Source organism: Chitinophaga sp. SYP-B3965, from assembly GCF_009647655.1.
Lineage (GTDB): Bacteria > Bacteroidota > Bacteroidia > Chitinophagales > Chitinophagaceae > Chitinophaga.
This window is the reverse complement of sequence record NZ_WJFD01000001.1, coordinates 2027238-2042194: the sequence shown is the minus strand read 5'-3', so window position 1 is coordinate 2042194 and position 14957 is coordinate 2027238. Positions and strand designations below refer to the sequence as shown.

Annotated in this window: 16 protein-coding genes; 3 read left to right on the top strand and 13 right to left on the bottom strand. The window is 44.9% G+C overall.

Translation table 11 applies throughout. From position 1 onward, the window contains the following. Window positions 1–35: 35 nt before the first annotated feature. The 4 genes from GFS24_RS07915 to GFS24_RS07900 all read right to left on the bottom strand — a co-directional run bounded on the left by GFS24_RS07915 (window position 36) and on the right by GFS24_RS07900 (window position 2617). Complete coding sequence (locus GFS24_RS07915; RefSeq protein WP_153659032.1) at window positions 36–446, bottom strand: transcriptional regulator; 411 nt, start codon at window positions 444–446, stop codon at window positions 36–38. Window positions 447–507: 61 nt separating this feature from the next. Next, window positions 508–1719, bottom strand: coding sequence for an RNA polymerase sigma factor (locus GFS24_RS07910; RefSeq protein WP_153659031.1), 1212 nt, complete (start codon window positions 1717–1719; stop codon window positions 508–510). Window position 1720: 1 nt separating this feature from the next. Next, window positions 1721–2062 carry a YciI family protein gene (locus GFS24_RS07905; RefSeq protein ID WP_153659030.1) on the bottom strand — a complete coding sequence of 114 codons (342 nt, stop codon included), beginning with the start codon at window positions 2060–2062 and terminating at the stop codon, window positions 1721–1723. 9 nt (window positions 2063–2071) lie between these two features. After that, complete coding sequence (locus GFS24_RS07900; protein WP_153659029.1) at window positions 2072–2617, bottom strand: dihydrofolate reductase family protein; 546 nt, start codon at window positions 2615–2617, stop codon at window positions 2072–2074. A gap of 160 nt (window positions 2618–2777) precedes the next feature. Here GFS24_RS07900 and GFS24_RS07895 point away from each other — a divergent pair, with 160 nt between their 5' ends. Beyond that, window positions 2778–3062, top strand: coding sequence for a CPCC family cysteine-rich protein (locus GFS24_RS07895; protein WP_216647371.1), 285 nt, complete (start codon window positions 2778–2780; stop codon window positions 3060–3062). A gap of 88 nt (window positions 3063–3150) precedes the next feature. Here GFS24_RS07895 and GFS24_RS07890 read toward each other — a convergent pair whose 3' ends face one another. The 5 genes from GFS24_RS07890 to GFS24_RS07870 all read right to left on the bottom strand — a co-directional run bounded on the left by GFS24_RS07890 (window position 3151) and on the right by GFS24_RS07870 (window position 10439). Continuing rightward, entirely contained in the window at window positions 3151–4689 is a 1539-nt protein-coding gene (locus GFS24_RS07890) for a glycoside hydrolase family 28 protein (protein WP_153659028.1), read from the bottom strand. A gap of 396 nt (window positions 4690–5085) precedes the next feature. Then, window positions 5086–7485 carry an ABC transporter permease gene (locus tag GFS24_RS07885; RefSeq protein WP_153659027.1) on the bottom strand — a complete coding sequence of 800 codons (2400 nt, stop codon included), beginning with the start codon at window positions 7483–7485 and terminating at the stop codon, window positions 5086–5088. A 110-nt stretch (window positions 7486–7595) separates the two neighbouring features. Then, complete coding sequence (locus GFS24_RS07880; protein WP_153659026.1) at window positions 7596–8414, bottom strand: NAD(P)-dependent oxidoreductase; 819 nt, start codon at window positions 8412–8414, stop codon at window positions 7596–7598. Window positions 8415–8445: 31 nt separating this feature from the next. Further along, window positions 8446–9486 (bottom strand): hypothetical protein, encoded by a 1041-nt coding sequence (locus GFS24_RS07875; protein WP_153659025.1) that lies wholly within the window; start codon window positions 9484–9486, stop codon window positions 8446–8448. After that, on the bottom strand, window positions 9483–10439 hold the full coding sequence (locus tag GFS24_RS07870) for a cytochrome C (RefSeq protein WP_153659024.1): 957 nt from the start codon (window positions 10437–10439) through the stop codon (window positions 9483–9485). Before GFS24_RS07870 ends, GFS24_RS07875 begins: the two co-directional genes overlap by 4 nt. Before the next feature lie 141 nt (window positions 10440–10580). On the opposite strand from GFS24_RS07870, the gene GFS24_RS07865 reads away from it, so the two are divergent. Next, window positions 10581–11309, top strand: a complete 729-nt coding sequence (locus GFS24_RS07865; RefSeq protein ID WP_153659023.1) for an HNH endonuclease — start codon at window positions 10581–10583, stop codon at window positions 11307–11309. A 4-nt stretch (window positions 11310–11313) separates the two neighbouring features. Here GFS24_RS07865 and GFS24_RS07860 read toward each other — a convergent pair whose 3' ends face one another. The 4 genes from GFS24_RS07860 to GFS24_RS07845 all read right to left on the bottom strand — a co-directional run bounded on the left by GFS24_RS07860 (window position 11314) and on the right by GFS24_RS07845 (window position 14218). After that, the gene (locus tag GFS24_RS07860) at window positions 11314–11586 is read right to left on the bottom strand and encodes a hypothetical protein (RefSeq protein ID WP_153659022.1); all 273 of its coding nucleotides are present in this window, start codon (window positions 11584–11586) and stop codon (window positions 11314–11316) included. 61 nt (window positions 11587–11647) lie between these two features. Next, a complete protein-coding gene (locus tag GFS24_RS07855; RefSeq protein WP_153659021.1) occupies window positions 11648–12400 on the bottom strand; it encodes an SDR family oxidoreductase in 753 nt (250 codons plus the stop codon). A gap of 55 nt (window positions 12401–12455) precedes the next feature. Then, window positions 12456–13196: an SDR family oxidoreductase gene (locus tag GFS24_RS07850; RefSeq protein ID WP_153659020.1), complete on the bottom strand. Its 741-nt coding sequence runs from the start codon at window positions 13194–13196 to the stop codon at window positions 12456–12458. A 92-nt stretch (window positions 13197–13288) separates the two neighbouring features. Beyond that, window positions 13289–14218 carry an AraC family transcriptional regulator gene (locus tag GFS24_RS07845; protein WP_153659019.1) on the bottom strand — a complete coding sequence of 310 codons (930 nt, stop codon included), beginning with the start codon at window positions 14216–14218 and terminating at the stop codon, window positions 13289–13291. A gap of 139 nt (window positions 14219–14357) precedes the next feature. Here GFS24_RS07845 and GFS24_RS07840 point away from each other — a divergent pair, with 139 nt between their 5' ends. After that, window positions 14358–14939 (top strand): RNA polymerase sigma-70 factor, encoded by a 582-nt coding sequence (locus GFS24_RS07840; protein WP_153659018.1) that lies wholly within the window; start codon window positions 14358–14360, stop codon window positions 14937–14939. Window positions 14940–14957: the final 18 nt, after the last annotated feature.

Genomic DNA, 14957 nt, shown 5'->3' with positions numbered 1-14957 from the left:
AACTTATTTATTTTCAATAGTAAAGGGGACAAACACTATGCCAGCCTGATCATACATTTCGCATCTTTACCGCCGTTGATGTACCATTCCACACAATAGCCATTAGGGTCTAACCCGGGTTGGTTCAGCAGTTTGTCAAATGCCTTTTTAAAGCTGAGGGGGTCCTTTGCATAATCTTTGAGGATCAAACTCAGGTACTTGCCTTTCTTCAGGATGAGGGTGTCACATTTATACTGCTCTGCTTCTCCCTGGAAAGTTTCCTCGGTAGCAGCCCTGTAAACAATACCTCCGCCATTTTCGGGGCGGGAAATCCCCAGATAGGCCCTTTCGGTTGAGAATGGCACCATGCTGTGCAGTTTTTCGTGTGCTGGTATTACACCTTCGGGGAAAGCAGCCGCTGTTACATAAAAGACTTTCATGTCCTTGTCTAATATCGTAGTTTCCATATTGTAAATGTAATGGGCTGGCGGCAAATGGCTGCTGGTGGAAAACGACAACTTTGAGGGGTTATTGCGACAAGTTTTTCTTCCGCTGAAGAGCTTCTTTCTCTGCCGGTGTTTTAGCTAAGGCGATAGCTTTTGCAAAGTGCGTTTGGGCTTTTTCGTTGTTGATGCCTGTGTATAATTCACCCAGCAGGGCAAAGCAGAGATGATTATCTGTTAGTTCCAGTTGTTCTGCGGCTTTAATGGCTGCGGGTTTGCCGTTCACTTTAGAAAGCGCATACGTTCTGTTGAGGGCGGCCATGGGGGAGTAGGCTATTTGCAATAAGCGGTTATAGTTTTGCAGGATGTTTTCCCATTTTTCTTTCGTGTCTTCCTTTTGCGTGTGCCAGTAAGCGATGCCAGCTTCCAGGTGATATTGGGTGACCTTTCCGCTGGCGGAGTTACGCAGGAAATAACCTCCTTTGCTGATCAGGTCTGTATTCCAGCGGCTGGTATCCTGTTCTCCATATAATACCATTGCGCCATCTTCATCTATGCGCGCATCGAAGCGGGAGGTGTGAAAACACATTAATGAAAGCAGTGCATTTACGGGAGGTGTGTTAGTGCTGTTGTTCTCTACCAGCATAATGCATAACCGCATCGCTTCCAGGCAGAGTTCTTTACGTAACCTGGTATACCCTTCGTTGAACAGCAGGTAGATGGTTTTGAGCACTGTTTCCAACCGTTGTTCTATTGCTGCAGGATCGGGGAATGCTATTTTAATTCCCTCTTCCCGCAGTTTTTCTTTGGCACGGAACAGGCGTTTATTGATGGTTTCTTTACTGGTGAGGAAGGCATCTGCTATTTCTTCTATCCCAAAACCACAAAGCAAACGCAGGGATAAACCGATCTGCGATTCACTGGAAATAGTTGGATGGCAGATGGTGAACATCATCTGTAACTGGCTGTCGTTGATGTTTTGCGGGGAGAGGTCTATATCTGTTTCTTCGGTTGTTTCAGCGGAGCTGTGCTGCAGCTCCGCTGAAATCTTATCTTCAAAGAAAGTGCTTCGCTGGAGGTAGTTCTTCGCTTTATTCTTTGCTACATTATATAACCAGGCAGTGGGGTTTTCCGGCAGGCCTTTGAGGCCCCAGGATTGTGTAGCAGTAAGGAAAGTATCGCTGGTAATATCTTCGGCAATTGCTACCTGGTCAAACCCAAAACGTTTGCAGAGCACGGATACTATTTTCCGGTATTCGGTCCTGAACAAATGTGGTATGAGTTCGTCCTTTTCCATATTACTGCATCACTACTTTTCTTACTTCCACGCTGTTGTTTGCTCCCGCTAATATGGGGCATTCGCCGGCTATCTTTGTGGCTTCGTCAAAGTCCTTCGCATGGATCATAATGAAGCCGGCGATGGATTCTTTGATATCAACATAAGGCCCGTCTGTTACCACGTTGTTCTTTATCACTTTTCCTTCTGTTGAGAGGCCGGTACCACCTTTGAACTTATTTTGCGCAGCAATGCCACCTACCCAGTCCTGGTACTGTTTCATGTACACCTGCATCTGTTCAGGAGAGGGCTGGGCCTCTTTAGTGAGCAGGTCTAAACGCATGAGGATGATATATTCTTCCATTTTACTAATTTAAGGAATCCGCTGATAGCTTAAGAGAATGACTCCGCTTTTGAAGGTTTTTGTATCTACCAGTTCCAGGTGCAGCGGGGTTTTCATTCCTTTGAACATGGGAGTGCCATCACCGAGGGCTATGGGATCTATCATGATCTGGTAGGTGTCTATCAAACCGGCTAACTGGGTGATGATACTGCCGCTGCCGAGGATGGTCATATCAGGGCCGTTTCCTTTTTTCAGTGTAGCCATTTCGTTTATGTCCTTTATGATCGTTGTATTGTTCCAGTCTGCCTTTTTGAGGGTTTTGGAGAAAACGATCTTTTCTGCTTCATTCATGCCTTTGGCCATTTCGGGCATGTTCTTAATGGCATCGGGCGTAGGCCAGTAGCTGGACATCATCTCATAGGTGACGCGGCCAAAAACAAGTGTGCTATTAGCCTTCATGGCTTCCACGCCATATTCATTTTCAGGGCCACCATGGCTGTGCCAGCCGATATCTTCCTGCGGGCCTTTGTAATAGCCGTTCAGTGTTGTGAAATTGAATACATTGAGCTGTCTCATGATAAAAAGCTTTGGTTATATTCTTATATCAAATGAGATTCCAGAAATAGGACAAATTTTTATCGTACTTTGGTCATATGATAATAATTTTATTACCATGGGCCTTGCCGTGGATCATTTTCCTTATTATTTATGCCAAATGGATGACCAATAAACGGCCATGGAAAAAGAGATTCACATGAACAACGGTACCTGCCCCTGTTGTGGGTATAAAACGATGAACTCAGCGCCGGTTGGCAGTTATGATATTTGCCCGGTATGTTTCTGGGAGGATGATCTGACGCAGTTTCAAAATCCTAATCATACAGGAGGAGCGAATTTTGTTTCGCTTAAACAGGCGCAGCAGAACTTTATTTTGTTTGGGGCTTGTGAAATGGCGATGGTTTCCAGTGTGAGAAAGCCTTTGCCGGATGAGCCGAAGGATCCGGAGTGGAGGCCTTTCTAATTACAGTACAAAGTATGATGCCCCCAAATAGCCGGACGCTATTTGGGGGCATTTTTATGTTATTTGGTTTTTGTGGTTTCGTTTTATGTTATTTGATTGTGGCGGGTACTTCGTTTTTTGATTGTTTTATATCTTTACTTTCTGCTCCTTCTACTTTTACGAAATTTTGAGCGGTTCCCTTTGCTTTTACTCCGGTTATATTGGCTTTGTTCACATTCTCTAACCTGATAATCGCTTCTGCACCTTCTGTTGAAGGGATGTTCCAATCAGTGAGTGTAATATCTTTCCCGTCTTCACAAACAAAAGCAGGGCGGAGGTCATTACTGTTCAGGTTGAACTGGATGTTCTTCAGCTTCAATCCTTTTACGTGTCTTGCCCAGATGCCGTATGCGGGTACCAGTGGTCCGAAGGTTTTCACTTCAGGATATTTATCAATGGCTTCGGGCACTACCTGGCGGGCGTTTTCTGCGGTTCCGCCACCAGCGAGGTCTATTTTAATATTCTCTAAAGTAAGGCCGGTAATATAATGACCAGGTACGCCGGTAATAAGGATACCGGAAGGGGGCATCAATTGTGCATTGGCTGATGCCTTTGCTATTACATCTCTCACCGTTACATTTTCCATGGTGCCGGTTTGCTGCTGGGTGTCTTTTCCTTTACGAAAAACACTCAGTCTTGATCCTAAGCGGAATAACATAGGTGTTTTCACATTCACCATGGTGATGTTGGAGATATCTACATTCCGGAGGTGTGCGCCATCTACGGTGAGTAGTTTGATGCCGCCGTTGTTAGTATCGTAGATATAACAATCGGAGATCTTGATGTTCTCAAAAGGCGCCATGGATTCAGTGCCCATTTTAATGGCACCGTGGCCGCTTTTTAAACGCATGCGGGTAACCACGATGTTGTTGCAGCCCATTTTGCTGGAAGTGGTTTTGAAACAGAGTGCATCGTCTCCGCTTTGGATGTCGCAATCACTGATGCGTACATCCTGGCAACCGTCAATGTCTATGCCGTCATTATGTGGTACGCCGTGGCTAAGGATCTTTACTTTTTCGATATTCACTTTTTTGCACTGGAAGTAGTGGGAAGTCCAGGCAGCGGAGTATTTCAAGGTGATGTCCTTTACGTTCACACCTTCGCATCTTACAATGCGTACGAGGAATGGGCGGCGGCCCCAGCGTAATGATTCTGAACGGGTGTCTGTTTGGATCTGTTGTTCTCTTAGTTTAGTGCCTTGTCCGTCTATGGTGCCATTTCCTTCAATGCCGATGTTCTTTGCATCTACGGCTACTAATAAGGCCCATCCTACATCGATGCCGAGGCCATCGGTGAAGGGGTCCATATTCTTATAATCGTTTACATCTGTGCTGCCCAGTAAAACAGCATCCTGTTCAAAATGGAGTGTTACTTTATCTTTCAGTACGATGGTGCCGGAAAGGAAGATGCCTTTGGGGAAGATCACTTTGCCACCGCCGCTGCTGTGGCATTCGTCAATGGCTTTTTGAATGGCTGCTGTGTTTAATTTCTGGCCATCGCCTATGGCGCCGTGGGAGGTGATGTTTACGTCTTTGGCGTAGGTGTTGGTGAATGCCAATAGTAATAGGCAGTGTATAATAGCTCTCATAACTGTGGAAATTTACTTATTCTGCAAACGATTGCAGTGTTGGGATGAAATTAACCGTTGCAGGGTAGAAATCAAAGATTTGGGGAAAATAATATCGGGGGTGGGGAATATGCTATTGGTTAATGAACATATGAAAAGTAAAAAAAAATATCCGCATTGACAAAAAAGTTTTTTTTAATGCTTTCCAATACTGTACTACATTTTCGTACAAATTTGATAAATATAGAAAAGGGAGGGTGATCACCCTCAGGCCCTGGAATATGTTTTTTATTCCACTTTGCTTGTACAGCTTATATATAAAATCCCATCTGGTAAGGTTCCTTTTCATTAATGGCATTTAATTTCAGGAAGGGTCCTTCTATTAAGATAGGAAATAGCAGAATAAGGGGGAACGCTTTATTCAGATCGTAAGCTTTTAACCGGGTTAACGGATGCAGCTTTTACGGTTTGCAGTATGATCAGTATGCCGGTTACGGCCAGTAGCAATGCTATCGTAATAACGAAAGGCAGCGCGGTGATATCTATCCGATATACATAATCATTCAGCCAGTTCTTCATAATGATATAAGCTACCGGGCAGGCGATCAATCCTGCTACCAGGATCACTACGGCAAATTCTTTTACAAAGAGGGCTACTATGCCATTGATGGAAGAACCTAATACTTTGCGGATACCAATTTCTTTCCTGCGTTTCTGAATACTTAAAGAGATCATGCCTGTTACCCCTAATAACACAATGATGAAAGAAAGTATCGTGGCAGTGTAGGCCGCTTGTTTCAGTTGCACTTCTGTTTGGTACATATTCGCCAGGATGTCGTCTGTGAATTTGTATTCAAAAGGGGCGCCGGGCATCAGTTCCGCCCATTTGCGCTGGAGGGTTTTGATGGCATCGTCTCCTTTCAGCTTAAAGGAAAAGTAACGGAAGATATTCGCGCTCCTTACATTGATGAATATAATAGGCTGTACGGCCTGTTGCATGGAGGAGAAGTGGAAATCTTTTGTAACACCGGCGATGGTAGACAGCGTGTTGAACCCTACCAGCTTTACCTGTTGCCCGATAGCCTCTTCTGGTACTTTCCAGCCCAGGGAAGCTGCCATCTTTTCATTGATCACCACTTTGCTGCTATCTGTATACATGCCGGGCTCATTAAAATATTTACCGGCTGCCATGGGAATGCCATAGGTATCCGCATAATACTCATCGGTGCTGAGCATATAGGAAGCTACGGCTGTGGTAGAATCTGCATTGGCACGATACACATTCAGGTTGCCGGAGTTACCGCCATCTGGTATTTCGAAAGAAAGTGATACGGCTTTTACTTCCGGCATGGCTGCAAATTGTGTACGCAGGCCCTGCATCTGGTTCACACCTTTGGGTGTCCAATCCCTTGGTACCTGGGCGGACACTACATATTCCTTGTCGTAGCCAATATTCTTGCTGAAGAAAAGTTGTATTTGTTTCGTGATGATGAAAGCGCCTATGAGTACAATAGCAGCTGTGAAGAATTGAAAAGCCACTAATGATTTGCGTAAGATCACATTTTCTTTTACTGACTTCAGCGTGCCTTTTAATGAGTCCACTGATTTCAGGGAGGATAATACAAAGGCCGGATAGAGACCTGCTGCCAGTCCTGTTAAACAGATCAGCAACAGCGGGAAAGTAATGAAGTACAAGGGGAATTCATCCAGTGAAGGGATGGTCCTGTTGAGGATCTGGCTGAAAGTAGGTTTCAATGCGAGGTAGAGCACAAATGCCAGTATCGCAGAAATAAAAACAAGGATGGTGGATTCTATGAGGAACTGCCAGATGAGCTGTTTCTTTAAACTACCCAGTACTTTGCGCACGCCTATTTCTTTCATGCGGGTAGAAGAACGGCTCACGGAAATATTGATGAAGTTAATGATGGCCATCAGCAGGATAAACAGTGCAACACCGGAAAGTGTATACAACATGCGGCTTACTAAGCGATTATCCTTTTGCAGGTAATAATCTTTCAGGGCTACCACATAAGGATTTATGTTATCAGCTATCTGCGCAGGTGTATTTTGTTTGATCAGTGTGGCAATGGGTGTTTTCAGCTGCGCTGCAGTTACACCATCCTGCAATTCCAGCATGCCTACTATATATGGATTGTTCCAGCTTTCCATATCGCGGCCAAAGAAAGGGAATGCTTTGGGCGAAAGATAGATGCCGTTTTCATTTTGATCTGTAAGACTGGTAACGGAATTTTTGCCGTTGATCTTTATCACGGCAGTCACCTGGAAATCATGTTTATCACCGGAGAAGTTTTCCAGGCTCATTGTTTTGCCGAGTACATCCGTTGAGCCGAAATACTTTTTAGCCATGGTTTCTGTGAGCACCATGGCGTAAGGATCATTCAACGCCGTGGTGGCATCTCCGTACAATACTTTAAAACCATACATGGTGAGGAAAGTACTGTCTCCCATCTGCACACCCTGGCGGAATTTCTTTTCACCTACGGCGGCGTTGGTGGTAACGCCATCCCAGCGATAGTAGTTTTTTACGAGGGTGGGGTATTGTTCCTTGAGGGCTTTAGCGAGCGGGCCGATAGTAGCCAGTTCAAATCCCATATTGGGATCTTTCCATTTGCTCTGGAGGATGTATTGATGAGAGGCATTCTTCAAATTGGCATTTACCTGCAATTCGCTCCACACATACGCCATGATCAGCATGGCAAAGGCAATGCCCGTTGCCAGCCCGGTGATATTCAACAGGGAATAGAAACGATTCTTGAGGATATTCCGCTGGGCGATCTTTATGTAGTTTTGCAGCATAAGATAGCAGGGGTTCAAACAGGATGCCACCTTTAGAGTGTATTGATAATGAAGTATTTATAGTTCTGTGGATTTGTAAACTGTCCGCTTTTAATACAGGTGGTGTTCGCTTACAGGAAAAGGTCCGGGTATAATTTCCCGCCGGGTGTAACGGCGTATTTTTCGAGATCGGTTATTCCTTCGTCCTTCAATACATCTTCATCAATAAAATTATTGCCGGTGCAACTGGCGGAAGACCTGCTCAGGATATAAAATGCAGCATCTGCGATGATATCCGGTTTGCGGCTCATGCTGATCAGTGCGTCTCCTCCCAGGAGGTTCTTTACTGCGGCGGTGGCAATGGTAGTGGCCGGCCAGAGTGAATTAGCGGCGATACCGTATTGTTTTAATTCTTCCGCCCAGCCTAATATAAGCATGCTCATATTGTATTTGCTGATCGTATAGGCCACATGGGGGCCTAACCATTTCGGGGCTAAATTGATGGGAGGGGATAAGGTAAGTATATGCGGGTTAGTGCCTTTTTTCAACCAGGGGATGCAGTGTTGTGTAACAAGGAAAGTGCCCCGTACATTGATGTCGTGCATCAGATCGAAACGTTTGGCGGGTGTTTGTTCTGTATTTGTTAATTGTATGGCGGATGCATTGTTGATGAGGATATCTATGCCGCCGAATTTCTCCGCTGCCTGCTGAACAGCCTGCTGGATATTGGCTTCATCACGGATGTCCACCTGAATGGGGAGGGCTTTGCCGCCTGCTTTTTCTACGGCTTCCGCTACGGAAAAAATGGTGCCGCCCAGGCGGGGATCTTCTTCTACGCTTTTTGCAGCGATAATAATATTAGCGCCTGCGGCAGCGAGTTTGAGGGCTATCGCTTCTCCGATGCCTCTGCTGGCGCCGGTAATGAAAACAGTACGGTTCTGGTAGGTCATAGTGCGATCATTTATGACTAAAGGTAGGGTATTATCCTTTATACATGACTTGCCTAATAGCTTTATAATCCAGCGTTTCCAATGCCTTTTGAATACGTTCGTTCCAGTCTAATATCGTGCCTGCAGCCCAGATGGTGATGAGCCTGATCTTATCCGGCAGAAGGAATTCCTTTTTGATCTTTACGAGTGCTGCTTTAGAGTTGGGATACTCGCCGGTGTATAGCCCGAACTTGCTATGGCCTCGCAGGGCCTGTTTTTTCAGATCTTCGGCAGAATAAGTAGCACGCAGGGCCCTGAATTCATCCAGATCTTTCTGCAGATTAACTGCGCCGGTTGCTATCATCTCATTTGCTTTTTTGATGGATACAGCCATTTCTTTATTCATCTTTTCAGCGAGCGCAATAAACTCTTCTGCTTCCTTCGGTTTTGTTTTTTTCAGTTCAAGATAATATCCATTTTTTAAAGGATCGCTGGGTGTGAAGGTTTGGAGTTTATTTTGGTCCTTATGGTCTTGTATCAGCCTTTGTAATCTTCGTTCAATGAAATCAAGGTATTCTGCTGTGGTTACCGGTTCCCATGGCACCTCTCCATTGTAAGTGATCAGCAGGAAGTGATTGCCCATGCTTTCATAATACAGCGGCTGGCCGCCTATCGTTTTAGTACTTACAGGTTCTTTAAAGGCATCCAGTTTTTCGTCTTTCACAGGGCTGTCTTCCAGGGAGGTATAATGCGGGCCGGTTTTGTTGATGTTGAAAGAGATACCTGCATCGTCTGCGGCTATCCTGTCTGCCTGCGGAATGATGCCACATTTATCATCCCAGCCTTTTTGGCTGTATGCTTTCACGTTGATCTGAGCGTAACCGCCACCCATGGTCATCGATGTGCGAAATCTTGCAGGTGTTATACTATTGAAATGCGGATTGTCCCGTGCTGTTTTTTCAATGGCAAGAACGGCATTGCGGAATGCGGGTGTGCTGTTATTCCTTGTTTCGAGTGTCGCCACCCAGGGTGGACAGGCGGTTTGTGCAAAGGCGGTGTTAGCAAACAACAGACAAAAGATCACTTGTTTCATTTTGCTTCTTTGGGTTTAAATGTGCTGGCTATTTCAGTGTGTACTGGTTGAAGGGTCTGGAGGTATTTATAAATAGCTTTCAGCTCATTATCCGTCATGCCTTTGAAAGCGCTCCAGGGCATGGGGGTACCTTCCACGATCTTGCCTAAACGAAACCGCGCGATGAAGTTTTCCTGGCTCCAGTTAAAGATGCGGCTGGTGGAATCCGGGGTGATATTCGGCGGCGTAAAGGAGCCCAGGCGTTCTTCTATGGGTGTGCCTCCTGCAAAGGGTTCGCCGATTGAGTTGCCTGCAAGGTCTCTTGCAGTGTGGCAGCCATTGCAGTTAGCAATGTTATGGGCCAGGTACTTTCCATAAGAAGCGGAAGTATCCTTTACAACGGATTTGGGAATTTCTCCATGCGGCCCGTTAGGCTTGATCATGTAGGCTTGCACAAGATTACCCATGAAATTAAGATCGTGTTGGGGGACCTCTTTTTTAACGGATGGTGCAGAGCGGAGGTAAGAAATAATAGCAGTGAGGTCTTCATCACTGGCATCGTGGAAAGACATGAACTCATATACTGCACGTCCGTCTGCGTGTACACCATACCGTAAGATACGGGCAATGGCTGCATCTGAATATTTACCGATGCCGGTTTCTTCATCCGGGGTGATGTTCTTTGAATAGATATCTCCCAGTGGTAAGCTGAATTTGTACCCACCGGTTAAAGAGGGTTCCTGGCCGAGGCTGAGCAGGGAATCATTATTGGCGGTACTGTGGCAGTCCATACAGTGTGCAGGACCAAATACGAGATGTTTCCCGTAAGCTATCACAGCGCTGTCTTTCGAGGCTTTGATCTCAGGGAAGGGAGCTTCATATTTCAATTTTTGCCGGAAAGGGACAAGCAGCAGGATAATGGCGATAGGCGTTAGTACAACCAATGCCGTCCATTTGAGGATTTTTTTAATCATGATCCTTGGGGTGTTTTTTATTTTCGAATGCTAAGGTATAGTGAGGGTAGGGGGATTTAAATGGAGAGGTGTGTGAGTTGGGGGAATTGAGTGATGAATTGGAAATTTTATTATTATTGCATTATACCCAAATCGACATAAATGAAGCGAAACCCAAAATGGCATAGGGATGAGATCATTCTTACCCTCCATTTTTATTTTTCGAAAGATAGAGGTTCAATTGATGCAAGGAATCCAAAGGTCATTGAATTAAGCAGAATGCTTAACAGGCTTCCAATAGTTACAGATCGGCCAGATAAAGAGAAGTTCAGAAATCCTAATGGGGTTAGTATGAAACTCTCCAACTTTTTGGCGGTTGATCCAAATCATTCAGGGAAAGGAATGACTAGGGGGTCAAAAATGGATAAGCAAGTGTTTTTTGAATTTAACGATAAGAAAGAATTACTAAAAACAATTGCTGCTGAAATTACTAGAATAAATAATGATGATAGCATAAGGATTGAAATACTGTCTATTGAGGAAGATGAACAAACATGGAATGATACGGTCGCCGAAGGAAGTATTCTATATAAACTGCACAAATCAAGAGAACGTTCTGCTAAAATTGTTCAACAAAAGAAAAAACGGGCGTTAGTGTTATTTGGGAAATTAGTTTGTGAAATTTGTGAGTTTGATTTTTATGAACGCTATGGTGAATTAGGAATAGGTTTTATAGAATGCCATCACCGTACTCCATTATCTAGTTTGCAGGCCTCTTCGAAAACATCTCTAAAAGACCTAGCTTTAGTTTGCGCTAATTGCCATAGGATGTTGCATAAAAAGATTGATGTGTTGTCCATTGAAGATTTGAAAGCCTTGATCAATCGCTAGATCATCAGCAGTCTTCAATAACTGCTATTTGCGGAGTCACCTTCAGATTTTCCAGTTGTTCCTGCTGTTCTTCATTTTCATAGTGGAATAATAAACCTGTTCTAAAGATCTGCTCCGCTATATTATCAACGGACTCAATGCTTTTGATCCTTAAGGAAGGGCCATCTTTTAATTGCAGGATATCATTAGGTTTAATGCTCCCACTGAGTAATTCACCAACTATTACTAAACCATGATTGATTAATTTAAAGCTGTGATCTATTTTAAATGTTGCCATGCCTCAAGATATAAAAAAAACGGGCCAGATAACCTGACCCGGTTCCAACTAATCGTCCCCATTAATTAGTCGCTCCGCCATTTACTAATAAGTGTTGTCCTGAAACGAAGGAAGATAGGTCGCTGGCAAAGAATTCTGCCAGGTTGGCTACGTCTTCTACTTCTGCCAGTCTTCCCATTGGGCAGCTGTCCAGGAGTTGTTTCCTTAACTCAGGATATGCTTTTGGATCTACAAAGATACCGGAGTGGTCTACGGCAAAAGGAATGATGGAGTTCACCGTTACGCCTCTGTGACCGATCTCTTTGGAAAGGATGTCCACTAAATATCTTGGTGTGGTTTTGCTGCCGCCATATACTGCCATACCCGGAACAGGGAAGGAAGTAGTGCTGGATGCGATGTAAATGATCCTTCCGTTATCAGATATATGTTTTGCTGCCTGCTGCATGGTGAAGTAGGTTCCTTTTGTGTTGATGGAAAACACCTTGTCGAATTGTTCTTCGGTGAATTCCGTTACCGGTACTTCTACCATTTCAATACCTGCATTGGCTACTACGATGTCTATCTTTCCGAAAGCGGCGATGGCTTCTTTAAATAATCTGTCGAGATCAGCCACTTTACTTACATCTGCCTGTACAGATATTACCCTTACGCCCATGGCGGTGATATTGCTGACTACTTCATCGGCAGAAGATTTGTCTTTTGAATAGTTGATGACGATGTCTGCGCCAAGAGCTGCATAACGTTCGGCAATAGCTTTCCCTAAGCCCCGTGCTGATCCTGTGATCAGGGCTACTTTGTTGTTTAACCTGTTCATTTTGTTTAAGATTTTGTTGTGTTAGAAGTGTTTAGTGATTTTGTTGTAGAATTAATTAAGCCATACCGCCATTTACGCCAATGTTCTGTGCGCTGATCCATTTGGCATCGTCGCCGGCGAGGAAGAGAACGAGACCTGCAATGTCTTCCGGTTCACCGATGCGGTTGAAAGCGGAGAGAGATGCGAGGCGGTCTATGACTTCTTTAGGTTTACCGGTTGTGAAGAGTTCTGTGTTGGTGGGGCCGGGAGAGATGGAGTTTACATTGATGCCCCTGCTGCCTACTTCTTTGGCAAATACCCTGGTGAGTTGTTCCACGGCTGCTTTGGTGGCTACATAAGTGCCATAGGTTGGCAGCATGATGCGGAGAACGGAAGTAGAGAAGTTGATGATACTGCCTTTGTCTGCCAGGCGGGTAGCGGCTTCACGCATGGTGTTGAAGGTACCTCTTACATTGATGTCGAACTGGCGGGTGAAATCTTCGTCGGTAGTGTCTTTGATCAGTTTGGTAAGCATGATGCCGGCGTTGTTCACCAGTACATCTACTTTCCCATACTGTGCGATGGTGGTGTCGAAGAGTGTTTTTACCTGGTCTGATTTGCTTACATCTGCCTGTACAGCGATGGCATCTCCGCCTTGTTGTTTGATGTCATTTACTACCTGTTCTGCAGCGTCTTTACCGCCTGCATAATTTACTACTACACTGGCGCCGGCTTTAGCCAGTTGGTGTGCGATGGTAGCGCCGATGCCTCTTGATGACCCGGTAACGATGATTACTTTTCCTTTTAGCGTACTCATATGATTTGTTTTAGTTTGTTACTTTGATAGAACAAAGATCATCTGTTTATAGGCCTAAAGAGGACGGGTATTCCACAAAAAGATACAAATTCCTAAGAAACGTGTTGTTTCCTGAAAAGAACAGGGGAGAGGTCGGTATGTTTTTTAAAGTAGTTAGAGAAATGGGTGGATTCAGTAAAGCCTAACTGCCAGGCTATCTCTTTAATAGATATAGCCGAGTTCTGCAGGAGGGACTTGGCTTCTGCAATGGTTTTCTCTGAGATCCAGGTGCCGATAGGTTTACCGGTTTTGCTTTTGATCACATTGCTGAGGTAATTGGGGTGAAGGTTCAGCTCGTCTGCGTAGTCCTGGATACGGTAGGGTTTGTCTGCCTTGCCGCTCATGAGATCCCGGTAGTGTTTTTCCAGTGTCCTTTTAAAGGTTTTGACGATATGGGAGCTTCTGTTCCCTTCATATATAGGGTTATAATCTTCCCAGAAGTATTCCTTGATCTTCAGCAGCAATACCACAAAGAGGTTGCCGATGAGGCGGTTCCGGTAGAGGGAGTCCCCAAAGTACTCTTTCTCTATCTGGAGGTACAGCTGTTCGAACTGGGCGAACACCTCGGGCTGCAATACCCTGGGCGGTACGGTTTCTGCCAGGAGGAAGGGGAACTCTTCAAAGATCTTTGGATGTACATTCTCTTTCAGGAAGGATTCGCTGAGGGTAACGAGGCATACTTCCCGCATTTCCCGCCAGTCGAAGGATTTAAAATGGCCGGGGTTGGTGAAGTAGATGGTACCGGGTACGGTGTTGAATACCTGGTCGTCCGTGGTGTATTGCCCGGATGCATCTTTTACAAAAACGAAGGAGAAAAAGTTGGTCCTGAATACCGGGGACTTATAAGGAATGACATCATGGATGTCTTTCAGATTGTGGATCGTGAAATCTGATTGCGGATCTATCTTATCCAGTGGTAAGTTCAGATACACATATTGATCGTACAACTTATTAAAAACCAGTTTTTCTGCTGTTGTTTTCATAACAGGGCAAATATCAGAAAAATATGGACATAGCGCATGATGGGGCAGGATGCTAAATAATGAGGTTCAACTTATATTAGCGAGGAAGTTGAAATTAGCAATTACTTTGTTTAAATTTATTGTTAAATCCTAAGCTAGATTGTCAATAAGATCCGTTCATAACGAATCAGTATTACTGAAGCAGGTGGCGCAGGGAGAACCGGATGCGTTTGCAGAACTGTTCTATGCCTATCACCAGCAGCTGGCGGAATATATCTATCTGCTCACGGATTCTATGGAGATGACGGAGGATATTGTGCAGGATGTTTTTATCAAGATCTGGATGAAAAGGGAAACCCTGCCTTCCCTGAACAGCTTTACCCACTATTTATTTATCCTCAGCAGGAACCATGCTTTCAATTGCTTGCGGCAGCGGGTGAATGAACAGGCCCGTCAGCAGCAATGGGCCAGGCAGGTGGAGCAGGAAGCCATCCCTTCCGGTTACCGGGAAGATGATTACCGGGCTATCCTGGATGCGGCAGTGGCCAAGCTGCCTCCCCAGCAGCAGAAAGTATACTTCCTCAGCCGGCATAAAAGGCTGAAACATGAAGAGATAGCTATCCAACTCGGCATCTCTACGGAAACGGCTAAGAAACACATGAAACTGGCTTTGCGTTCTATTACGCAGTATGTGCGCAACCACCCGGATGCGGTGTTGTTTCTTCTTTTAATGGTAAAATGAAAAGCTACCCCCTTTTTG